The organism is Bradyrhizobium sp. 157, assembly GCF_023073815.1.
Classification (GTDB): Bacteria; Pseudomonadota; Alphaproteobacteria; order Rhizobiales; family Xanthobacteraceae; genus Bradyrhizobium.
The window spans coordinates 63,210-84,619 of record NZ_JADPKF010000089.1 but is presented as its reverse complement, the minus strand read 5'-3'; the positions used below and the strand labels follow the sequence as shown (position 1 = coordinate 84,619).

Genomic DNA, 21,410 nt, shown 5'->3' with positions numbered 1-21,410 from the left:
GTGCTTAAATTCATGTCAGTGTTGAGGAAATTTGATGAGAGCTGAGGGCATTGGAACGGTACGGCGTATCCTGTGCGTCTTTCCGCGCTATACGTCTTCTTTCGGCACGTTCGAATACGCCTACCCCCTGACCGCTGGCGTGAAGGCTTTCATGCCGCCGCAGGGCCTCCTCCTGATTGCGGCCTATCTCCCGGCAAACTGGCAGGTGCGTTTCATCGACGAGAACATTCGCCCCGCCGGCAAGGAAGACTTCGAATGGGCGGAAGCGGTGTTCGTCAGCGGCATGCACATCCAGCGTCAGCAGATGAACGACATCTGCCGCCGCGCGCATGCGTTCGATCTTGCGGTCGCGATCGGCGGCCCGTCGGTGAGCGCGTGCCCGGATTACTATCCCTCGTTCGACTACCTGCATGTCGGCGAACTCGGTGACGCAACCAATGAACTGATCGAACGTCTGGCGCGCGACCCGTCGCGCCCTGCCCAGCAGGTGGTGCTGACGACCAGGGATCGGTTGGCGATGACCGAATTTCCGATTCCGGCCTACGAGCTGGCGGAAGTGAAAAAATATCTGCTCGGCAGCATCCAGTATTCGAGCGGCTGCCCCTATCAGTGCGAGTTCTGCGATATCCCCGGGCTCTATGGCCGCAACCCGCGCTTGAAGACGCCTCAACAGATCATCGCCGAACTCGACAGGATGCGCGAATGCGGCATCACCGATACGGTCTATTTCGTCGACGACAATTTCATCGGCAACCGCAAGGCCACGCTGGATTTGCTGCCGCATCTGATCGAATGGCAGAAGAGGACGGGCTACGTCGTGCGGCTGGCCTGCGAGGCGACGCTGAACATAGCCAAGCGGCCCGAGATCCTGGAGAAGATGCGCGAGGCGATGTTCGTTACCGTGTTCTGCGGCATCGAGACGCCCGATCCCGACGCGCTGCACGCAATGCACAAGGACCACAACATGATGGTCCCGATCCACGAAGGCATCCACACCATCAATTCCTACGGCATGGAGGTCGTCTCCGGCATCATCATGGGCCTCGACACCGACAAGCCGGGCACGGCGGACGCACTGCTCGACTTCGTCGATGAATCGCGGATTCCGCTACTGACGATCAATCTGCTGCAAGCGTTGCCGAAGACGCCGTTGTGGGACCGGCTGGAGCGCGAGGGGCGCCTCAATGACGACGACAGCCGCGACTCCAACGTCGAATTCCTGATGCCCTACGACCAGGTCATCAGTTCCTGGAAGCGATGCATGGAGGTCGCCTACCAGCCCGAGAAGCTCTACGCGCGTTACCAGTATCAATGCGACTACACCTACGCCAACCGGATCAAGGTGCCGGTCTCGCCTGAAATGAAGACCTGGCCCAATATCAGGCGCGCGCTGATCATGCTGCGCAACATCTTCTGGCAGGTCGGCGTGCTCAGCGATTACAGGCGCGTGTTCTGGAAGTTCGCGATCGGGCGCCTCAGGCGCGGCGATCTCGAAGGGCTGATCGGTTCCGCCACGATCGCGCATCATCTGATCAAGTTCGCGCGTGCGGCGTCCGGCGGTCAGCAGAACGCGTCGAACTATTCGATCCGGCTGCGCGAGGCCTCCGTGCCTGCCGAGTAAAAGCCCATGAAAGAACCGACGTCGCCGACCCGCTCGCTCGAAGCCCTGCGGCAGCTGACGCCGGCGCGCGTCGGGCTCGGCCGCTCCGGCGCGAGCATGCCGACCGACGCGCTGCTTGCCTTCACGCTCGACCATGCACGCGCCCGCGACGCCGTGCATGCCGCATTCGATGTGGAGCATCTGGTTGCCGGATTGGCCGGCCTCGGCCTGCAGGTCACTGAGGTTTACAGCCAGGCGCGCAACCGGCGCGACTATCTGCGCCGCCCCGATCTCGGACGGATGCTCGACCCGGATTCGCGGCGCGCGCTGGAAAAGCAAGGCGGCGGTGCGAACGAGGTTGTGATCGTGATCGGCGACGGGCTGTCGCCGGCGGCCGTCAATGTCCACGCGGTCGAGCTGGTTCGCCATCTTGCTCCGCGCCTCGCGGAGGCCGGGATCCGGTGCGGCCATGTCGTGGTTGCATCCGGCGCACGCGTGGCGCTAGGCGACGAGATCGGTACCGTGCTCGGCGCGCGGATGGTGGTGATGCTGATCGGCGAGCGGCCCGGCCTGTCGGCCCCCGACAGTCTCGGCGCCTATCTGACGTTTGCGCCGCGCATCGGCCTCACCGACGAGAATCGCAATTGCGTATCCAACATCCACGGCGCAGGCCTGAGCTATGATGAAGCCGCCTTCAAAATCGCGTGGTTGGTGCGTGAAGGCATCGCGCGCCAGGTCACGGGCGTGGCGCTGAAGGACGAAAGCAGAACCGCGCTCATCGCCGCCAGACCGGTCGATTGACTGATCGATATCCGCCTGCGCCGCCGTTGTGAGCCAACTCGTGGCTGACAACCCAATGTGAGCCGTTTCTCCAAAAATTGACCGGTGAGGTTGCAGCGGCCGTCGTTGGCGCTTTCGGCTGAACGCGCCAAAGCGGTCCAAGGTGGTGCTGGCAGGTGTGGCAAATCAGAGACTTACCGTGCATTTTCGACATTTGCGTGCCGATTTGCCCTGCCGCGCGTGCTTGCCGGATCAGGTTCGGGCCTGTAAAACGGCGCCGATTAATTTACCGCGTGATTTCAAGGGCTAGCGCCAATCAGATAGGGGCTGGCAAAGCCGTATTCGCGCCACCAAGCTGCACAAAAAACCAAGCTACACAAACAGGCCGACGTGAGAACTGGACAGGGTATGCTCGACAAGAACTCCGAAAGTCACGTCCACGTCCAAGCCACCGAGGAGCCGCCGCCGGGCAAGAGCATCGCCTTCGGGCTCGAGCGCATGGGCCTGATCGCGGTCAAGGCGCCGATCCTGTCCTTGATCATTCTCGCCGTGCTGATCGTGGCGGCGCTGTTCGGCATCGAGCGGATCAAGATCGACGACTCGCTGAGCCAGTTGTTCCGCTCCGATTCCAAGGACTACAAGCAATATGAGGCCGTGACCAAGCGCTTCCCGGCGACCGAATTCGACGTGCTGGTCGTGGTCGAGGGCAAGACGCTGCTGGCCCGCGAGAACCTCGAAAAGATCCGCGACATGGTCACCGACCTGCAGCTGATCGAGGGCGTCCGCGGCCTGGTCTCGCTGTTTTCGGCGCGTCAGGCGCCGGAGCCCGGCAAGTTGCCGGCCGCGCTGTTCCCGCCCGAACTGCCGCAGGGCGCCGCCTACGACAATTTTGTCGAGACCGTTAAATCCAATGAGATTATTCGCGGCAAGCTGTTGTCCGAGGATGGCACGCTGGCGCTGGTCGTGCTGTCGCTGGAGCCGAAGGTCGTTTCCTCGAACGAGCTCGGCACGGTGGTCGGCGAAATCAGGAAAGTCATGGCCGAGGATCTTTCCGGCAGCGGGCTCAACGCCCAGCTTTCCGGGGTACCCGTCATGCAGCTCGAGATCCGCAACGCGGTCAAGCGCGACGGGCTGACCTACAACATTCTAGGCATTCTCGCTGGCTGCATCATCGCGATCATCTTCTTCCGCAAGATATCGTTCATGGTGGTTGCGGCCTTCCCGCCAATCATCGCGATCTTGCTCTCGCTCGGTGGCCTCGGCTGGGCCGGTTTCAATCTCAACATGTTCCTGAACGTGATGACGCCGCTCATCATGGTGATCAGCTTCTCGGACTCGATGCAGTTGACGTTCGCGGCGCGCGACCGCCTGATTGCCGGCCAGGACAAGCTGAAGGCCTTCACAAACGCGGTGCTGGTAGTCGGCCCCGCTTGCGTGCTCACTCACGGAACCGCCGGCATATCGTTCATCGCGCTGCAATTCTCCGATTCCGAACTGATCCGCAAATTCGGCGAGGCCGGTCTTGCCGCCACCATCATCGCGCTGGTGGCCGTGCTGTCGCTGGTGCCGGTATTCGGCGTGCTGTTCGTCCGCAACGAGAAGATCTTTGCGGTGAAGTTCCAGAGCGCCGACGCTGGCGTCCAGGCGCTGCGCAATTTCTGTTACTGGATTGCGGTGCGCATGGTCAGCCGCCCCGGCATGTTCAGCCTGATCGCATTGCTCTTCGTCGGCGGGCTCGGTTACATCTACGCGACGCTGGAGCCGCGCTACCGGCTCGCCGACCAGGTGCCGGACAAGCGGCAGGCGGTGGCGGCATCGAGCCGGCTCGACGCCAAGCTCACCGGCGCCAATCCGATCGACGTGCTGATCGAATTCCCCAAGGGCGCCTCGCTCTACGCGCCGGAAACCTTGAAGACGATCGCCGACGTCCACTCGATGGTCGAGAAGTCGGCCGGCGTCGGCAACGTCTGGTCGCTGGAAACGCTGCGCCGCTGGCTCGCGGAGAAGGCGGGCAGCACCGACGTCGCGACGCTGAAGGAATATGTCAGCGTAATTCCCGAGCATCTGGTGCGGCGATTCATCTCGGCCGACCAGGATGCGGTGGTGGTGTCAGGGCGAGTTCCCGACCTCGATTCCAGCGAAATCCTTCCCGTTGTCGACAAACTCGACAAGGCGCTCGACAAGGTAAGGGCCGAACATCCCGGCTTTGAGATTGCCGTCACCGGCCTGTCGGCGATTGCCGCGCGCAACAGCGCCAACATGATCGATAAGCTCAACCAGGGCCTGACGATTGAATTCCTCATTGTCGCCGTCTTCATCGGGCTCGCGTTCCGCTCGGTCGTGGTGATGTTCTCCTGCATCTTGCCCGGCATTTTCCCGGTGGTGGCATCGGGTACGGTGCTGTGGATGTTGGGCGAGGGGCTGCAATTCGCTAGCATCGTCGCGCTCACGGTGTCGTTCGGCCTGGGCCTGAGCGCCACGATCCACTTCCTCAACCGGTTGCGGCTGGAGAGCAAGCCGGGCGTCAGTTCGGGACTGGCGGTCGAGCGCGCCACCGTGCTGGTCGGCCCGGCCCTGATCCTGACCACGGTGGTGCTGGCCTGCGGCCTCGTCGTCACCGTGTTCTCCGATCTGCCGTCGCTACGCTTGTTCGGCTGGCTCAGCGCGTTCTCGATGATCGCGGCGCTGGTCGCTGACCTCTTCATCCTGCGGCCGACCTCGATGTTCCTGATCAACCTGTCGGAAAAGATTCGCGGCGTCAGTCACACCGAGCCAGCGAAGAACAAAGCTGCCGAATAACCAACGCTGCTGAATAACAGGGTTTGCCGGCCAACGGCAGCCGCAGAGAGGCTTGAGGAATGACGTCTGCAGGATTAGCCGCTCGCCCTGCGGCCGACGCTGCCGCCTACCGCGCGGTCGAACACATCTATCATTCCTATCTCACCGGGCTGATTCTGATGCTGGCGTCGCGGGCCGGCGCGCCACGCGCCGCCGAGGTGGTATTTCGCACCTTCCGGCGCCAGCAACTGGCGCGCTTCCTTCCCGGATTGAAGAAGCTCGGTCTTGATCAGCTTCCGCATGCGGTCGCTTGCGCCCAATATCACTATCTGTCGAACCAGGTCGGCGGCGTGAAGGTGGAGTATATCTACGAGAGCGACCGCAAGGCCTGGGTACGCTATCCGCCGCCGCGCTGGATCTGGTCCGGCACGGCCATTTGCGGAATCCCCTCGGAAGTGTCGCGGGCGATGCTGCGCGGATGGCATGCCAACAACGGCGTCGTGCTCAATAATCCCAGGCTCGGCTTTGTCTGCACGGGGCAGACCGTCGACGGTCAGCCGGGGCTCGAAGGTTACTACAAGGAATGGGATCACGATCTCGCGCCTGAGGAGCGACTGCAGTTTTCCCCCGGCGAGCGCTGTCCGCCATTCCGCGCCGATCGCGCGCCGCGCCTGCCGGAGAATACATGGCCGGAGGAACGGTTGCAGAAGGTGCTTCGCAATTATGTGATGGAGTACATCACCTCGATCGTTCCGGAGACGATTGCCGTGCTCGGACCGGAGGAGGGCGGCCATCTCGCCGGCGCCGCGGCGCGGCTCGTCGGGATGCACACCTTCGACGACGTCGCCGCGCTGTTGGGCGGCGTGGAGGCGGGCGCGGTGGGTTTCGCCAAGGCCTTCACCCGGCTTGCGCGGGGGCAGGACGACGATGCGGAACTGCAAGTCGAAGGCTTGGGCGCAACCGTTCGCCAGACCTCGTGGCGCCTGATGGCGGAACGTGAAGCGTTATCGCCTCAAGTGTTCGATGCCTGGAACGAATTGTGGGTGGGGGCCGCGCTCGCGCATGATCGCTTCATGCGCGTCGAGGTGACGGACCGCCGCGACCGCGGTGACGCGTATTGGTGCTGGCGATTCTGCTGAGCTGCCGAAAATAAAAATGGCGGTACCCCGGGGGAGCCGCCATTCGTACCTACTGCTTTGAAGAACAGTTATCAGGTCCTCGTCATCGTAATCTTGACGCCGCGGATCTCACCCTTGGAGTCGATCTGCACGCTCTGCTTGTTGCCGGTGGTGCGCAGATTCAGGTTGGCTGCAAATCCCGATGCTTCGACAAACACGTCGATCTGACCGCCGCCGGCGGTGCCCTGCAGATTGCCGAAGATATTTCGGCTCTTTTCGCTCCAGTTGCCGGAGATCCGGTCACCCTGGCTGGTGACATCGCTCGACAGGTCGAACTTGTAGCTGTCGCTGGCGCAGTGGAGGTGTTGTTTCAGGCCGAGGCCGTTGGCGTTGACCTTGTAGTCGGCCTTGCAGCGGATGTTCTCGGTGGTGCCGTTGGACAGCGCGACGGTGCCGGTGCCGCTCCAGTTTCCATCAAAACCGGCAAACGGGCCGCCGGCCTGGGCATGGCTAATGGTGACCGACAGCATGAGCGCGGCGGCGACCCCGGCCGCTGCGAGAGCCTGATCGAACAAGCTGGAACCAAACAGTTTCATCGTGAGTTTTCCCCTAAACAGACGCTTCTCTTACAAGATACGTCTCGCCGCATCGAAGATTTAGTGTTCCCGCAGTATCTTAGGTTCAAAATGACGGCATGCTGTTTCCGCCGGTCGCGGCAGGAAAGGGCACAAGCAGCCGAATGGAATCAATATTCGCATCGGCTCCGTCCGCGCAGCATCTAACTTCGCGCCGCATCCTCCGCAACAGCCAATTGCCGAGATCGTCAAGAGAGAAATACACGTTAGATATCAGTCGCTTATTTGCGGCGCTGAGATCGCCGTAAATTTGGCCGTATTTACCGTGCTTGTCCTGTGCACGTTGCTGCGTTACGCGGCGCCTGCCATCCATACAAATCCGTTCCGGCGATGCCGAAAACGCAAATCGGGAACAGGATTTCATGCTGCCGAAATGAAGGAATACGATGCGAAAATCTCTCCTCGCCCTCACTTTGTTGTCGATCTCGGTTTCGTCGAGCGCCTTCGCCCAGCAGCAACAGCGCAGCGGAACGCCGGAGGAGCAGAAGGCCTGTACCCGTGACGTGCAGAAGCACTGCCGTCCGGTTATCGACCAGGGTGATCTCACCATCTTGGCGTGCCTCAAGGAACATCGATCCAAGATCAGCGCGGCCTGTGATCAGGTTCTCAAGCGCAACGGTCAATAGGCGCGCTGCGTCCGTTAACCCTCGCGGAAAAGCCACTTTCGGCTGTATGACGCGCGTCACGGGCGGGGCTAATCAGCCCATATAGCATTGGTTTTGGCGACGTATTCCCCTATATGGGGCTCGCGATCTCCTCGCATGCGCCGGGCACCGGCGCATGCCGCCAATCCCGATTGATGTAGCCAGTTTTTGATGACCAGCGCGAGCGACCTGCGATCCGGAAAGACCGACCGCGACGAGAATTTTCCGGTCGCGTCGTGGATCATTCATCCGCGTCACCGGGCGCTGATCCTCGCATTCTACAATTTCGTCAGGACCGCCGACGATATCGCCGATCACGCGACACTTAGCGCGGACGAGAAGCTGCGCTATCTCGACCTGCTCGAGGCGGAACTATTGGGCACGGGCGATACGCAGAAGGAAGCGGTTAGCCTCCGCCAGGCCCTCGCCCAGCGTTCGATGGCTCCGCGCCATGCGCTCGACGTGCTGGTCGCGTTCCGGATGGACGTCACCAAGCTGCGCTACGAGAACTGGGACGACGTCATTCATTATTGCCGCTATTCGGCCATGCCGGTCGGCCGTTTCATGCTCGACGTTCATGGCGAGAGCACCTCGACCTGGGCCGCTTCCGACGCGTTGTGCGCGGGATTGCAGATCAATAACCATCTGCAGGATTGCGCCAAGGACTACAAGAATCTCAACCGCGTCTACCTGCCGCGCGATGCGCTGGCAGCAAGCGGCGCCACCGTGGAGATGCTGTGCGAGACGAAATCGCCGCCGGCGCTGTTGCAATGTCTCCATGCGCTCGCGGTGCGGACTGAAGCCCTCCTCAACGAGAGCAAGTCGCTCAACGCCGAAGTGAAGGATTTCCGGCTTGGGCTCGATATTGCCGTGATCCAGGCTTTTGCCGACAAGATCGTCGGCATGCTGAAAGTGCGCGATCCGCTCAGTGAACGCGTGCATTTAAGCAAGCTGGAGTTGCTCGGCCATACCATCGGCGGCATCGCCGGCGAGATCACCCGCCGCGCGATCGGACGCCGTCCCCAGACAAAACCGGCGGCCGGCGCATGACGTTGCAGACGGCGGCGGCCAACGCAGATTACGGTACCACCGCGTCCGGCAGTTCGTTTTATGCCGCGATGCGCATCCTGCCGCGCGCACAGCGCGAGGCGATGTTCCAGATCTACAGCTTCTGCCGCCAGGTCGATGACATCGCCGATTCCGACGGCCCGCGGCCCGAGCGGCTGGCTGCGCTCCAGCAATGGCGCGACGATATCGATGCGCTGTATCAGGGTCACCCACCGCCGCGTCTGCAGGATTACGCCGCGTCGGTCAAAACCTTCGGTCTCAAGCGCGAGGATTTTCTCGCCATCGTCGACGGCATGGAGATGGACGTACCGCAGGACATCCGGGCGCCGGATCTTGCTACCCTTGATCTCTATTGCGACCGTGTCGCCAGCGCCGTCGGGCGACTGTCGGTGCGCGTGTTCGGCCTGCCTGAGGAAGACGGTATCCTGCTCGCCCACCATCTCGGGCGCGCGCTGCAATTGACCAATATCCTGCGCGACATCGATGAAGACGCCGGCCTCGGTCGCCTCTATCTGCCACGCGAGGGGCTGCTGCTTGCCGGCATCACGACCGACGATCCGCAGCGGGTGATCGTCGATCGCGCATTGCCGAAAGTATGCCTGCCGCTGGGCGAGCGCGCGAAAAAGCATTTCGAGAAAGCCGACGAAATCATGAAACGCAATTCGCGGCGCGTGGTGCGCGCGCCGCGGATCATGTCGAAATATTACCGCGCGATCCTGGACTTGCTGCTGGCCCGGGGCTTTGCCGCTCCGCGCGAGCCGGTCCGCGTCCACAAATGGGCGAAAATCGCCATCCTTCTCCGATACGCGATCATCTGATGCAGAAAAATGTTCATATCATCGGCGCCGGCATTTCCGGCCTTTCAGCGGCCGTGCGGCTCGCCAACGCCAATTACCGGGTGCATGTCCACGAGGCCACGCAGCAGGCCGGCGGCCGTTGCCGGTCCTATTTCGATGCGGCCACCAACCTCACCATCGACAACGGCAATCATTTGCTGTTGTCCGGCAACCGTCATGCGCTGGCCTACGCCAAATCGATCGGCACCGAGACGGGGCTGGTCGGACCAAAGCTTGCGCAGTTTCCCTTTGTCGACATCTCAACCGGCCGGCGCTGGCAACTCGACCTTGGCGACGGCAAGTTGCCGTTGTGGGTGTTCGACCAGGCGCGCCGCGTCCCCGATACGAAGCTCCTCGATTACCTCGCATTGATGCCGCTCGTCTGGGCAGGGACCGACAAACTGGTCGGCAATGCGATCCCCTGCAAGGGCACTCTGTACCAGCGGCTGGTGCAGCCGCTGCTGTTGGCTGCGCTCAATGTCGATCCGCCGGAGGGGTCGGCGGGCCTGGCCGGCGCGATCGTGCGGGAAACGCTGCTGGCGGGCGGGCAGGCCTGCCGGCCGCTGATCGCGCGCGATGGCCTCAGCGCTGTGCTGGTCGAGCCGGCGATCAAGCTTTTGCAGAACAAGGGCGCCTCGATCCAACTCGGCCATGAGCTGCGCGAACTCGTGATGAAGGGGAGCCACGTCGGCGAACTGAAATTCGTTGGCGACACCATCGCGCTCGGACCGGACGACGTCGTGGTACTCGCAGTGCCGCCGCGCCCTGCGGCGGCGCTGCTGCCGGGGTTGAAGACGCCGTCGAAATTCCGCGCCATCGTCAACGCGCATTTCCGCTTCGATCCGCCCAAGGATGCGCCGCCGATTCTCGGCGTCGTCGGCGGGCTGGTGGAGTGGCTGTTCGCATTCCCGCAGCGGCTGTCGGTCACCATCAGCAATGGCGACCGGCTCGTCGACATGCCGCGCGAAGAACTCGCGCTGGCGATCTGGCAGGATGTCTGCAAGGCCGCCGGCCTGGCGGGCGAATTGCCGCTGCCGCCCTGGCAGATCGTGCGCGAACGCCGTGCGACATTTGAGGCTACGCCGGAGCAGGATGCGCTGCGGCCGGGGGCGGTGACCTCCTTCCAAAACATGTTTCTCGCCGGCGACTGGACTGATACCGGATTGCCGGCAACCATCGAGGGATCGGTGCGGTCAGGCGATCGCGCCGCCGATCTGGTCCTGGCGAGGCGTTAGGCCTGAGTACGAATTGCGTGACCGGCTTCACAGAGCCCGTCGCGAATATAGGGATGTATAGCGAAATGCTTGCCATCGATCACACAAACGCAGTCGATCCCGTCACCCTGGAGAAGAGCATCTCCTCCGCGACCGAAGCGCTGTTCGGTTACCGCCAATCCGACGGACACTGGATATTCGAGCTGGAAGCCGACAGCACCATCCCTGCCGAATACATCCTGCTGCGCCACTATCTCGCCGAGCCCATCGACAGTGAGCTCGAAGCCAAGATCGCGAACTATCTACGTCGCACCCAAGGCAATCATGGCGGATGGCCGCTGGTGCAGGACGGCCCGTTCGACATGAGCGCCAGCGTCAAATCCTATTTCGCGCTGAAGATGATTGGCGATTCCGTCGATGCGCCGCATATGGTGGGGGCGCGCGATGCGATCCACAGCCACGGCGGCGCGGCCCGCGTCAACGTCTTCACGCGGTTCCTGCTCGCGTTCTACGGTGTATTGACTTGGCGCGCGGTGCCGGTGCTGCCGATCGAGATCATGCTGTTGCCGATGTGGTCGCCATTCCATATCAACAAGATTTCCTACTGGGCGCGTACCACGATCGTGCCGCTGATGGTGATGGCGGCGTTGAAGCCGCTGGCGAGGAATCCCAAGGGCGTCGGCATCGACGAGTTGTTCCTGCAGGATCCCAAGTCGGTCGGAATGACGTCGAAGGCGCCGCACCAAAGCTGGGGCTGGTTCACGCTCTTCAGCGCGCTCGACAAGATCCTGCGCGTGGTCGAGCCGTTGTTTCCGAAGAAGCTGCGCCAGCGTGCGATCGACGCCGCGCTCGCGTTTACCGAGGAGCGGCTCAACGGCGAAGACGGCATGGGCGCGATCTATCCGCCAATGGCCAATATCGTGATGATGTACGACGCGCTCGGCAAGGGACCGGATTATCCGCCGCGTGCGGTCACCCGCAAGGGCATCGAAAAGCTGCTCGTCATCGGCGAGCACGAGGCCTATTGCCAGCCCTGCGTCTCCCCCGTGTGGGATACCGCGCTGACCTGCCACGCGCTGGCCGAGGCCGGTGGCGAGGACACGCTCAAGAAGATGAAGCAGGGTCTCGACTGGTTGAAGCCGCGGCAGGTGCTCGACCTCAAGGGCGACTGGGCGGTGAAGGCTCCCGACGTGCGTCCGGGCGGCTGGGCGTTCCAGTACAACAACGACTATTACCCCGATCTCGACGATACCGCCGTGGTCGTGATGGCGATGGACCGGGCGCGCCGGCAGACCGGCAGCAAGGAATACGATCAGGCGATTGCGCGCGGCCGCGAGTGGATCGAAGGCCTGCAGAGCCGCGATGGCGGCTGGGCCGCCTTCGACGTCAACAACCTTGAATATTACCTCAACAACATCCCGTTCTCCGATCACGGCGCGCTGCTCGATCCGCCGACCGAGGACGTCACCGCGCGCTGCATTTCGATGCTGGCCCAGCTCGGCGAGACCGCGCAGACCAGCAAGGCGGTCGCGGACGGGATTGCCTATCTGCGCCGCACCCAGCTCGCGGAGGGCTCCTGGTACGGCCGCTGGGGGCTGAACTACATCTACGGAACCTGGTCGGTGCTATGTGCACTCAATGCCGCCGGCGTGGACCACCAGGATCCCATGATCCGAAAGGCGGCGGACTGGCTGGTTTCGATACAGAACCGGGACGGCGGCTGGGGCGAGGATGCAGTCAGTTACCGACTCGATTACAAGGGATATGAGCGGGCGCCATCGACCTCGTCGCAAACGGCATGGGCCTTGCTTGGTCTGATGGCGGCCGGCGAAGTGGAACATCCGGCCGTCGTGCGCGGCGTGGAGTACCTAAAAGCCACACAGACCGAGAAAGGACTCTGGGACGAGGCGCGCTACACGGCTACGGGCTTTCCGCGGGTGTTTTATTTGCGTTATCATGGCTACTCGAAGTTCTTTCCGCTCTGGGCGCTGGCGCGGTATCGGAATTTGAGAAGCACCAACAGCAGGGTGGTAGGGGTCGGGATGTGACTTGGGGGGCGGGGGCCGCCGCGATCGTGGACAATTCGGTTGATCGCAATTCGAATGATCCGCGGCCGGTTTTGATCGTTACAGGACTGGTGCAGGAAGCCCGCATTGCGGCCGGGCCGGGCATGATCGTTATCTGCAGTTCCAGCGATCCGCAGCAATTGCGCGCATTGCTGGCAACGCTGGACCCTACCACTTTCAGGGGTGTCATCTCGTTCGGCGTCGCCGGCGGGCTCGATCCGTCTCTGAAATCGGGCGACGTGGTGGTGGCGACCGAGGTTCTCGCCGGCGATACCCGGTTTCTGGCAGGTCTGGCGTTGAACGAGGAAATGATTGCACGCGCCGCGCTGCGCCGCCGGCGCGTGGTCCGTGGCATCCTTTCGGGCGTCGAACAGGTGATCGCGGCGACCGCCTGCAAGGCCGCGCTGCATTCGGAGACCGGGGCGGCGGCGGTCGATATGGAAAGCCACATCGCGGCGGCCTATGCGGCCGAGGCGGGGCTTCCGTTCGCGGCGCTGCGGGTCATCTCCGATCCGGCCACCAGGGCGCTTCCGGCGCTCGCCAAGAGCGCCATCAAGCCGAACGGTGACATCGATTTGGGCAAGGTGCTGCGCGGAGTGGCGCGCAATCCCACCACGCTGCGCGCGCTGGTCTCTACCGGCATCGATTTCAATCGCGCGCTGCGCTCGCTCCGCGGCTGCCGCGGCTTCCTGCACGGTGAGAGCTTTGCCATGGCGGAGGCCTGAGGGCGCGGGGCGGCAGGCAGCTTCAAAGTTTTCGAAAGCGTCAAACAAAAAGAAAAGGGCCCCGATTCGCTGAGAACAGGGGCCCTTAATCTTGTTTCCGTGCTCGCTCAGGCAGCAGTGGAGGCCTTCTCCTGCTGCTTGGCGGCGGCGGCAGCCGCCTCGTCGCGGCGGATTTCCGAAAGCTTCTTCTGGACCTGTTCGGAGAAGATGTACTGCGCCGGGCGCTGCTTGGAGAGATCGATCTCGGGCGCCATCGGACCCGAGGTGCGGACGCCGCGCAGCGCGACCCACATCGCCTTGAACGGATTGGTCAGCGCGGCGTTGGCAGCGGTCGGCTCATAGCCGCAATGCGCCATGCAGTCGGCGCACTTCTCGTAACGGCCGGTGCCGTATGAATCCCAGTCCGTGGTCTCCATCAGCTCCTTGAAGGTCTTGGTATAGCCTTCGCCGAGCAGGTAGCAGGGCTTCTGCCAGCCGAAGATGTTGCGCGCCGGCATGCCCCAGGGCGTGCATTCGTAGGACTGGTTGCCGGCCAGGAAGTCGAGGAACAGGCCGGAATGCATAAAATTCCACTTCTTGCCCTTGCCGAGCGCAAAGACGTCGCGGAACAGTTTTTTGGTCTTGGTGCGGTTGAGGAAGTGCTCCTGGTCCGGGGCGCGCTCATAGGCGTAGCCCGGTGACATCGAGACGCCGACACCGAGTTCGGTGGTGAAGTCGAGGAATTTTGCGATCTCTTCCGCCGGATGACCGTCGAAGATCGTGGCGTTGACGTTGACGGTAAAGCCGCGCGCCTTCGCAGCCTTGATCGCGGAAACCGCGCGGTCGAACACGCCCTTCTGCGACACCGCCTTGTCATGGTGCTCCTTGAGACCGTCGAGATGCACCGAGAAGAACAAGTACGGCGAGGGCTCGAACAGATCGAGCTTCTTTTCCAGAAGCAGTGCGTTGGTGCAGAGCGAGACGAACTTCTTGCGCGCCACGAGGCCGCGCACGATCTCGCCGATCTCCTTGTGGATCAGCGGCTCGCCTCCGGGAATCGCCACCATCGGTGCGCCGCATTCGTCAGCGGCGTCCCAGCATTCCTGCGCGGTCATCCGGCGGTTGAGGATGGCGTCCGGATAGTCGATCTTGCCGCAGCCGACGCAGGCGAGATTGCAGCGGAACAACGGCTCCAACATCAGCACGAGCGGGTAGCGCTTCCGGCCAAGCAGCTTCTGCTTCATCAGATAGGCGCCGATACGCATTTCCTTGAAGAACGGTATTGCCATTTTGGAGATTTTCTTTCTGAACCTGTAAGTCTTGAAGTGGATCAACCCGCAGTCAGTTCGGCCGGAAGCCGGAACTCGATATTTTCCTCCCTGCCAGGCAGCACCGAGACCGTGACAGGTCCGATACGCCTCAGAGCCTCGATCACGTCGTCGACCAAAACTTCGGGCGCCGATGCGCCCGCTGTGATGCCGACAGCCTTTGCGTCCTTCAGCCAATCCGGGTTCAGCTCGCTCCCGTCGGCAATAAGGTAACTCGCGACGCCGACCTCGGTGCCGATTTCGCGAAGCCTGTTTGAGTTGGAACTATTGGCGGCCCCCACCACCAAGATGACGTCCACCAGCTTACTCAGGTCCCTTACCGCAGATTGGCGGTTCTGTGTCGCATAGCAGATATCCCGGATGTCGGGGCCTTGAATATCTGTAAATTTGGCCTGAAGGGCGGCGATTATGTCCTTTGTGTCGTCCACGCTGAGGGTGGTCTGGGTGATATAGGCCACCGGGGCATCGGTCGGCAGCGGCAGGGCCGCCACGTCGTCGACGTTCTGGACCAGGAGAACCGGGCCCGGAACCTGGCCCATGGTACCCTCGACCTCGGGATGGCCGGCATGGCCGATCAGGACCAGGGTCCGGCCCTTGGACATGTACCGTTTGCCCTGATTATGGACCTTGGTGACCAGCGGGCAGGTGGCGTTGAGGACCGGAAGGCCGCGGGCGGCGGCCTCTTCCTCGACGCTGCGGGCCACGCCATGGGCGCTGAACACGGTTACCGCGAGCGGCGGCACCTCCGACAGGTCCTCGACGAAGATCGCGCCCTTGGCCTTCAGGCTCTCGACCACGTATTTGTTGTGCACGATCTCGTGCCGGACATAGACCGGCGGGCCGTATTTCTCGAGCGCACGCTCAACGATTTCGATGGCACGCACGACACCCGCACAAAATCCGCGGGGCTGCGCTAGATACACTTCCATGGGATGTCCATTACGCAAGTTGCAAGAGGTACTGAATTCGCAAATTCACCCGAAGCTCTCCGTGCAGCCGGTCACATCCGGATTTGCAATATCCGCACCACGACCGGAACCCTTAGGTAATCCCCCATCCAAATAGATGGAAGCGCAGGACTATGTGTCAAAAATCGTGCAGATAGAAAAGGTGGATCGCGCAATGGTTACCAGCTGTGGGTATTTAGATACCGATAAATGCATTACGCGACCGGTCGTTCCTCACCGGTTCGCCACTTTATCGCCCACTCGGACCGGCTATACCGGCGCCCGAAGCCCGTTCCAGTCTGTTGTGGCGACTTCGCTTGAACCCTCGGGGAAGTAACCAAAACAACATTAGATCGGCTGTGGGAACTCCGCTAGACAGCGGGGCGTTTTCGCCCAGCTCTCCTTTAGATTTAGAAAGAAACGAAGTGCTGACCAGTATTGTTGTCGCCGTCGTCAGAACCTGTACGCGGTTTGCCACTCTCGTCGTCATTGTCTCCCTGTTGCTGGCGGTCGGGGGGGCCTACTATGCCGCCCGGCATTTCGCCATCAACACCGACATCAACACGCTGATTTCGCCCAACCTCGACTGGCGCCAGCGCGACATCCAGTTCGAGCAGGCCTTCGACCGTGAAAAGCTGATTCTGGCTGTCGTCGAGGCGCCGACCCCAGAGCTCGCCAGTGCGGCTTCCAAGGCGCTGGCCACGAAACTGTCCGGCGACACGAAACATTTCGAATCGGTGCAGCCGCTGGGTTCCGGTGAGTTCTTCGAGAAGAACGGGTTGTTGTTCCTGCCCGTAGAAGAAGTCGGCAAGGTCGCCGGCCAGCTCGAAGCCGCAGCGCCGCTGATCGAGATCATGGCCGGCGATCCCTCGATCCGCGGCCTGACCGGCGCGCTGGAGACCGGGCTTGCCGGCATCAAGCGCGGGCAGGTCAAGCTCGACAATACCGAGCGCCCCTTCAACCTGATCAGCCAGACGGTCGAGGACATCCTGAGCAAGGGAACCGCGACGTTCTCCTGGCGCGAGCTCGTCAGCGACAAACCCCTGAGCGATGCCGACCGCCGCGCCTTCATCGAGTTCAAGCCGATACTCGACTACAATGCACTCGAACCTGGCAAGGACGCGACCGACGCGATCCGGCAGGCCGCGACCGACCTCAATTTCGCGGGCCAGTACAGCGCCCGCGTGCGGCTGACCGGCCCGGTTCCGATCGCCAACGAGGAATATTCGACCGTGCAGGACGGCGCGATCGTCAACGGCGTCGCAACGGTGCTTATCGTTCTCGTCATTCTCTGGATGGCGCTGCATTCTGCGAAGATCATTTTCGCGGTGTTCGTGAACCTGTTCATCGGCCTGGCGCTGACCACCGCAGTCGGCCTGATGATGGTGGGATCGCTGAACCTGCTGTCGATCGCCTTTGCCGTGCTGTTCGTCGGCCTCGGCGTCGATTTCGGCATTCAATTCAGCGTCCGCTACCGTTCCGAGCGTTTCAAGAACGAAGATCTGGCTCTGGCGCTGGAGAGCGCGGCCCGACGTTCGGCGGTGCCGCTGTCGCTTGCCGCGATGGCGACCGCTGCCGGCTTTCTTTGTTTCCTGCCGACCGACTACAAGGGCATTTCCGAACTCGGCAAGATTGCCGGCGCCGGCATGCTGATCGCGTTCATCTCGAGCATCACGGTGCTGCCAGCCATGCTGAAGCTGCTTCACCCGCCCGGAGAAAGCGAGCCTGTCGGTTACGCATTTCTGGCGCCGGTCGACGCGTTTCTCGAACGGCACCGCGTCATCATCGTCGCCGGAACGCTGCTGCTCGTGGTGGCCGGCCTGCCGCTGCTCTACTTCATGAAGTTCGACTTCAACCCGATCAACCTGCGCAATCCGGAGGCCGAGTCGATCGCGACCTTCCTCGACCTGCGCAAGGATCCCAACACCGGCGCCAACGCCATCAACGTGCTGACCAATTCCGAAGCCGAGGCCAAGACGATCGAGGCGCGGCTGGAGAAGTTGCCGGAAGTTCTTCGCGTGATGTCGATCGACAGCTTCGTGCCCGAAGACCAGCCAGCCAAGCTCCAGTTGATCGCAAAGGCAGCGAAGGTCGTCGGTCCCGCGCTCAATCCCGACTCGGTCGACGCCGCGCCCACCGATGAGGAGAATGTGGAGGCGCTGAAGAGTTCGGTCGACAGCTTGCGCAGGGCCGCGGGCGACGGCAAGGGGCCGGGGGCGGTTGCCTCGCGAAGGTTGGTGGACGCGCTGTCGAAGCTTGCCGGAAGCGACCAGGCGACGCGCGACAAGGCCCAGAATATCTTCGTCGCCCCGCTCAAGATTGTGTTCGAGCAGCTCAGGAACACGATGCAGGCCGGGCCGGTGACGCTGAAGACGCTGCCGCCGGAACTGTTGAATAGCTGGAAATCCAAGGACGGGCTGATCCGCGTTGAGGCGCTGCCGAAAGGCGATCCCAACGACAACGACAATTTGCGCCGTTTTGCCGATGCGGTTCTGGCCGCCGAGCCGAACGCGATCGGCGGACCGGTGTCGATCCTCAAATCCGGCGACACCATTGTGAAGGCATTCATTCACGCCGGCATCTGGGCGCTGCTGGTGATCAGCCTGTTGCTGTGGCTGACGCTGCGGCGGGTCACTGACGTGCTGATGACGATGGTGCCACTGTTGGTGGCGGGCGCGGTGACGCTGGAGCTCTGCGTGCTGATCGAACTGCCACTCAACTTCGCCAACATCGTAGCATTGCCGCTGCTGCTCGGCGTCGGCGTCGCCTTCAAGATCTATTACGTCGTTGCCTGGCGCGAGGGCAGAAATAACCTGCTGCAGTCGAGCCTGACGCGTGCGATCTTTTTCTCGGCGCTGACCACCGCGACCGCGTTCGGGAGCTTGTGGCTATCTAGTCATCCCGGCACCGCCAGCATGGGAAAACTGCTGGCGCTTTCGTTCGTGATCACGCTTGCTGCCGTGCTGTTGTTCCAGCCCGCACTAATGGGCAAACCGCGCGATGTCGGGCAGTAGGCAGATATCGCCGATATCGCCGGGCTGGGCGGCCGCCTGTTTCTGACCCGCCGCGGCCTTCGGCGCGGGCGCAGGATTTACCGCACCCGTGGTCTTCGGCGGCGCCGGCGGGGCGGCTGGCGCCGCGGTCTTGGGCGATGCGCCGGGTGCACCCTTCGGTGTGCCCTTGGCCATGCTGTTGGTGGGGCTTGAAGGGATCGGCGGACCGACACGGGTCCAGGTCTCGCCGCCGCAGAGGAAGCCGAGCACGCAGCCTTGAATCTCGAGCTGGTCGGTCCCGACCGGCTTGATGGTCGCGCTGTAGGTTTGTCCGTCCTTGGCGTTATAAACTTCACCTTCCCAGGCATTGACGCCGGGCTTCTTCTTCATATCGAGCAGGATCGGCATGCCCAACGTCGGCCTGTTCTGCTTTGAAGCATCAGGATTGTTCTTGTCCTTGCCGCCCGGCATTTTTTCCCAGCCAACGACGCCCCACATGTTGCCGTTGCATTGGGCGACGCGAATGTTGGCAACACCATCGGCCACTTTCCAGTCACCGGTGGGATCGGCGGCCAGCGCCGCACTAAGACCTGTGGCTAAAATGATTCCCGAATAAACTATTGTGCGCGCGATAGTTCTTGGGCAGTGCAACATGGTTCGAACCTGTGTTTAAGTAGATGATCCAAGCGGGGTCAAAACGCCGCATTGAGTGTTTTCAGTTGACGAAACATCCATCAACCGACGTATGTAGCCAATGCCAGATTCATCTCTAGACGTTTCCGGGCTGTTTGTAGAGCGGCAGGCGCAGCGCAGTTCCATGCATGCGCGCCATCTGAACGAGCAGCTCGTCCGGGTGCTGAAGACCATCGGCTACGATGTGGGCTTTCAGAAGGGTCAAGGTCAATACCTGTTCGATCGTGATGGGGCCCGCTATCTCGATCTACTCAGCGGATTTGGCGTTTTTGCGATTGGCCGCAATCATCCGGCGCTGCGTCTGGCGCTGAAAAGCGTGCTCGACAGCGATTTTCCCAATCTGGTGCAGCTCGACGTCTCGACGCTCGCGGGCGTACTGGCGGAACGCCTGCTCGAACATGTTCCATATCTGGACAAGGTGTTCTTTGCCAATTCCGGCGCCGAGACCGTCGAGGCCGCAATCAAGTTCGCGCGCGGTGCGACCGGCCGTCCCGGCATCGTCTCCTGCTCGCATTCCTTCCACGGCCTATCCTACGGCGCGCTGTCGCTGATGGACGATGCGAACTTCAGAAGCGGCTTCGAGCCGCTGCTGCCGGGATGTACGCAGATACATTTCAACGATCTCGCCGCGCTCGAGCAGGCATTGTCCTCGCGCCAGGTCGCGGCCTTCATCGTCGAGCCGATCCAGGGCAAGGGCGTCAACATGCCCACGGACGAATTTTTGCCGGGCGCTGCCGCGCTGTGCAAAAAATACGGCACGATCTTCGTTGCCGACGAAATCCAGACCGGTATCGGCCGCACCGGAAAATTCCTCGCGGTCGAGCACTGGAATGTCGAGCCCGACATGGTGCTGCTGGCGAAGGCGCTGTCGGGCGGTCACGTGCCAGTCGGCGCGCTGCTGACCCGCAAGTCCATCTTCGACAAGATATTCAACCAGATGGATCGCGCGGTCGTGCATGGCTCGACGTTTGCGAAGAACGATATGGCGATGGCCGCCGGCATCGCCACTCTCGATGTGATCAAGCAGGAGAAACTTGTCGAGCAGGCCGCCAAGCGCGGCGCCGAGCTTCGCCTTGCGCTGACCCGCATGGTGCCCGGCTATGAACTGCTGAAGGAAGTGCGCGGCAAGGGATTGATGATCGGCATCGAGTTCGGCCCGCCGAAATCGCTGAAGCTGAAGGCTTCCTGGAATCTGCTGGAGACCGCAAATAAAGGCCTGTTCTGCCAGCTCATCACCGTACCGCTATTCAAGGATCACAAGATCCTGACGCAGGTCTCCGGCCACGGCAGCCACACCATCAAGCTGCTGCCGCCGCTGGTGATCACGGAAGAAGATTGCACCTGGATCGAAAAATCGTTCGACGACGTCATTGCCGCCAGCCACAAGGTTCCCGGCGCGATCTGGTCGCTCGGCAAGACGCTGGTCGACAACGCGGTCAGGAAGTCGGCGTAACCATAGGCCTGGTAGCCCGGATGAAGCGAAGCGCAATCCGGGGCTGCTTCATTGGCCGATGATTGTCCCGGATTACGCTGCGCTTCATCCGGGCTACAATCGATCGAAAACGCATCCATCTGGAGGCGAGCATGAGCAACATCACCGGCGGCTGTCACTGTGGCGCCATCCGTTATGAGATCGCGGGGAAGCCTCTCGTTCATGCGTTGTGCCATTGCGCAGATTGCCGCCGTCATGCCGGCGCGCCGATGGTTGGGTGGACGATGTACGCGGAGGACGCGCTCAAGGTAACGAAGGGAACGCCCAAGATCTACGAATCATCGGAACATGGCCGGCGACAGTTTTGCGCGAACTGTGGCACCGGTCTCTTCTACACCAATGCCAATGTGCTGCCCGGGATCGTCGATATCCAGAGCGCGACCTACGACGATCCCGACGCCGTGCCAGCCATGGTGCATATCCAGGTCGCAGAGCGCCTTCGCTGGATGGAGCGCGTGCACGAACTGCCCACCTTCGATCGCTATCCACCGCCGCCATAGCGGCCGCGGCAAGC

Annotated in this window: 17 protein-coding genes; 13 read left to right on the top strand and 4 right to left on the bottom strand. The window is 62.2% G+C overall.

The features are described from left to right. The first annotated feature begins 34 nt into the window (after positions 1-34). The 4 genes from IVA95_RS25470 to IVA95_RS25455 all read left to right on the top strand — a co-directional run bounded on the left by IVA95_RS25470 (position 35) and on the right by IVA95_RS25455 (position 6,297). Positions 35-1,621 carry a B12-binding domain-containing radical SAM protein gene (locus IVA95_RS25470; protein WP_247513003.1) on the top strand — a complete coding sequence of 529 codons (1,587 nt, stop codon included), beginning with the start codon at positions 35-37 and terminating at the stop codon, positions 1,619-1,621. 6 nt (positions 1,622-1,627) lie between these two features. Then, entirely contained in the window at positions 1,628-2,401 is a 774-nt protein-coding gene (gene eutC, locus IVA95_RS25465) for an ethanolamine ammonia-lyase subunit EutC (protein WP_247513002.1), read from the top strand. A 387-nt stretch (positions 2,402-2,788) separates the two neighbouring features. Continuing rightward, a complete protein-coding gene (locus tag IVA95_RS25460; protein WP_247513001.1) occupies positions 2,789-5,179 on the top strand; it encodes an MMPL family transporter in 2,391 nt (796 codons plus the stop codon). Positions 5,180-5,238: 59 nt separating this feature from the next. Next, complete coding sequence (locus IVA95_RS25455) at positions 5,239-6,297, top strand: hypothetical protein (RefSeq protein WP_247513000.1); 1,059 nt, start codon at positions 5,239-5,241, stop codon at positions 6,295-6,297. 71 nt (positions 6,298-6,368) lie between these two features. On the opposite strand, the gene IVA95_RS25450 is transcribed toward IVA95_RS25455, so the two are convergent. After that, the gene (locus IVA95_RS25450; RefSeq protein WP_213254780.1) at positions 6,369-6,872 is read right to left on the bottom strand and encodes a hypothetical protein; all 504 of its coding nucleotides are present in this window, start codon (positions 6,870-6,872) and stop codon (positions 6,369-6,371) included. 425 nt (positions 6,873-7,297) lie between these two features. On the opposite strand from IVA95_RS25450, the gene IVA95_RS25445 reads away from it, so the two are divergent. The 6 genes from IVA95_RS25445 (at position 7,298) to IVA95_RS25420 (ending at position 13,464) form a co-directional block, all read left to right on the top strand. Further along, positions 7,298-7,537 (top strand): cysteine rich repeat-containing protein, encoded by a 240-nt coding sequence (locus IVA95_RS25445; RefSeq protein WP_213254782.1) that lies wholly within the window; start codon positions 7,298-7,300, stop codon positions 7,535-7,537. Positions 7,538-7,726: 189 nt separating this feature from the next. After that, on the top strand, positions 7,727-8,605 hold the full coding sequence (gene hpnC / locus IVA95_RS25440) for a squalene synthase HpnC (protein ID WP_247512999.1): 879 nt from the start codon (positions 7,727-7,729) through the stop codon (positions 8,603-8,605). Beyond that, complete coding sequence (hpnD, locus tag IVA95_RS25435; protein WP_247512998.1) at positions 8,602-9,441, top strand: presqualene diphosphate synthase HpnD; 840 nt, start codon at positions 8,602-8,604, stop codon at positions 9,439-9,441. Before hpnC ends, hpnD begins: the two co-directional genes overlap by 4 nt. Then, the gene (gene hpnE / locus IVA95_RS25430; RefSeq protein WP_247512997.1) at positions 9,441-10,694 is read left to right on the top strand and encodes a hydroxysqualene dehydroxylase HpnE; all 1,254 of its coding nucleotides are present in this window, start codon (positions 9,441-9,443) and stop codon (positions 10,692-10,694) included. The genes hpnD and hpnE overlap by 1 nt, the downstream gene beginning before the upstream one ends. A 65-nt stretch (positions 10,695-10,759) precedes the next feature. Then, complete coding sequence (gene shc / locus IVA95_RS25425) at positions 10,760-12,721, top strand: squalene--hopene cyclase (RefSeq protein WP_247513040.1); 1,962 nt, start codon at positions 10,760-10,762, stop codon at positions 12,719-12,721. 26 nt (positions 12,722-12,747) lie between these two features. Then, positions 12,748-13,464 carry a phosphorylase gene (locus tag IVA95_RS25420; RefSeq protein WP_247512996.1) on the top strand — a complete coding sequence of 239 codons (717 nt, stop codon included), beginning with the start codon at positions 12,748-12,750 and terminating at the stop codon, positions 13,462-13,464. 107 nt (positions 13,465-13,571) lie between these two features. On the opposite strand, the gene hpnH is transcribed toward IVA95_RS25420, so the two are convergent. Together hpnH and ispH are read right to left on the bottom strand one after the other, a co-directional pair. After that, positions 13,572-14,732 carry an adenosyl-hopene transferase HpnH gene (gene hpnH / locus IVA95_RS25415; RefSeq protein WP_247512995.1) on the bottom strand — a complete coding sequence of 387 codons (1,161 nt, stop codon included), beginning with the start codon at positions 14,730-14,732 and terminating at the stop codon, positions 13,572-13,574. 41 nt (positions 14,733-14,773) lie between these two features. Beyond that, the gene (ispH, locus tag IVA95_RS25410) at positions 14,774-15,700 is read right to left on the bottom strand and encodes a 4-hydroxy-3-methylbut-2-enyl diphosphate reductase (RefSeq protein WP_057848041.1); all 927 of its coding nucleotides are present in this window, start codon (positions 15,698-15,700) and stop codon (positions 14,774-14,776) included. Between the two features lie 443 nt (positions 15,701-16,143). Here ispH and IVA95_RS25405 point away from each other — a divergent pair, with 443 nt between their 5' ends. After that, positions 16,144-18,732 (top strand): MMPL family transporter, encoded by a 2,589-nt coding sequence (locus tag IVA95_RS25405; RefSeq protein ID WP_247512994.1) that lies wholly within the window; start codon positions 16,144-16,146, stop codon positions 18,730-18,732. Here IVA95_RS25405 and IVA95_RS25400 read toward each other — a convergent pair. Beyond that, positions 18,700-19,365, bottom strand: coding sequence for a DUF2147 domain-containing protein (locus tag IVA95_RS25400; protein ID WP_247512993.1), 666 nt, complete (start codon positions 19,363-19,365; stop codon positions 18,700-18,702). The two genes, IVA95_RS25405 and IVA95_RS25400, sit on opposite strands and share 33 nt — an antisense overlap. Positions 19,366-19,465: 100 nt before the next feature. Here IVA95_RS25400 and hpnO point away from each other — a divergent pair, with 100 nt between their 5' ends. Continuing rightward, the gene (hpnO, locus tag IVA95_RS25395) at positions 19,466-20,857 is read left to right on the top strand and encodes an aminobacteriohopanetriol synthase HpnO (RefSeq protein WP_247512992.1); all 1,392 of its coding nucleotides are present in this window, start codon (positions 19,466-19,468) and stop codon (positions 20,855-20,857) included. 131 nt (positions 20,858-20,988) lie between these two features. Continuing rightward, positions 20,989-21,396 (top strand): GFA family protein, encoded by a 408-nt coding sequence (locus IVA95_RS25390; RefSeq protein ID WP_213254828.1) that lies wholly within the window; start codon positions 20,989-20,991, stop codon positions 21,394-21,396. The last annotated feature ends 14 nt before the right edge of the window (positions 21,397-21,410 follow it).

Bases quoted from the DNA above. Each gene is read 5' to 3' on its own strand.
- hpnD (WP_247512998.1), top strand. From the start codon at position 8,602: ATGACGTTGCAGACGGCGGCGGCCAACGCAGATTACGGTACCACCGCG.
- IVA95_RS25450 (WP_213254780.1), bottom strand. From the start codon at position 6,872: ATGAAACTGTTTGGTTCCAGCTTGTTCGATCAGGCTCTCGCAGCGGCC.
- hpnC (WP_247512999.1), top strand. From the start codon at position 7,727: ATGACCAGCGCGAGCGACCTGCGATCCGGAAAGACCGACCGCGACGAG.
- IVA95_RS25400 (WP_247512993.1), bottom strand. From the start codon at position 19,365: ATGTTGCACTGCCCAAGAACTATCGCGCGCACAATAGTTTATTCGGGA.
- hpnH (WP_247512995.1), bottom strand. From the start codon at position 14,732: ATGGCAATACCGTTCTTCAAGGAAATGCGTATCGGCGCCTATCTGATG.
- IVA95_RS25470 (WP_247513003.1), top strand. From the start codon at position 35: ATGAGAGCTGAGGGCATTGGAACGGTACGGCGTATCCTGTGCGTCTTT.
- ispH (WP_057848041.1), bottom strand. From the start codon at position 15,700: ATGGAAGTGTATCTAGCGCAGCCCCGCGGATTTTGTGCGGGTGTCGTG.
- IVA95_RS25390 (WP_213254828.1), top strand. From the start codon at position 20,989: ATGAGCAACATCACCGGCGGCTGTCACTGTGGCGCCATCCGTTATGAG.
- IVA95_RS25460 (WP_247513001.1), top strand. From the start codon at position 2,789: ATGCTCGACAAGAACTCCGAAAGTCACGTCCACGTCCAAGCCACCGAG.
- hpnO (WP_247512992.1), top strand. From the start codon at position 19,466: ATGCCAGATTCATCTCTAGACGTTTCCGGGCTGTTTGTAGAGCGGCAG.
- hpnE (WP_247512997.1), top strand. From the start codon at position 9,441: ATGCAGAAAAATGTTCATATCATCGGCGCCGGCATTTCCGGCCTTTCA.
- eutC (WP_247513002.1), top strand. From the start codon at position 1,628: ATGAAAGAACCGACGTCGCCGACCCGCTCGCTCGAAGCCCTGCGGCAG.
- IVA95_RS25445 (WP_213254782.1), top strand. From the start codon at position 7,298: ATGCGAAAATCTCTCCTCGCCCTCACTTTGTTGTCGATCTCGGTTTCG.
- shc (WP_247513040.1), top strand. From the start codon at position 10,760: ATGCTTGCCATCGATCACACAAACGCAGTCGATCCCGTCACCCTGGAG.
- IVA95_RS25455 (WP_247513000.1), top strand. From the start codon at position 5,239: ATGACGTCTGCAGGATTAGCCGCTCGCCCTGCGGCCGACGCTGCCGCC.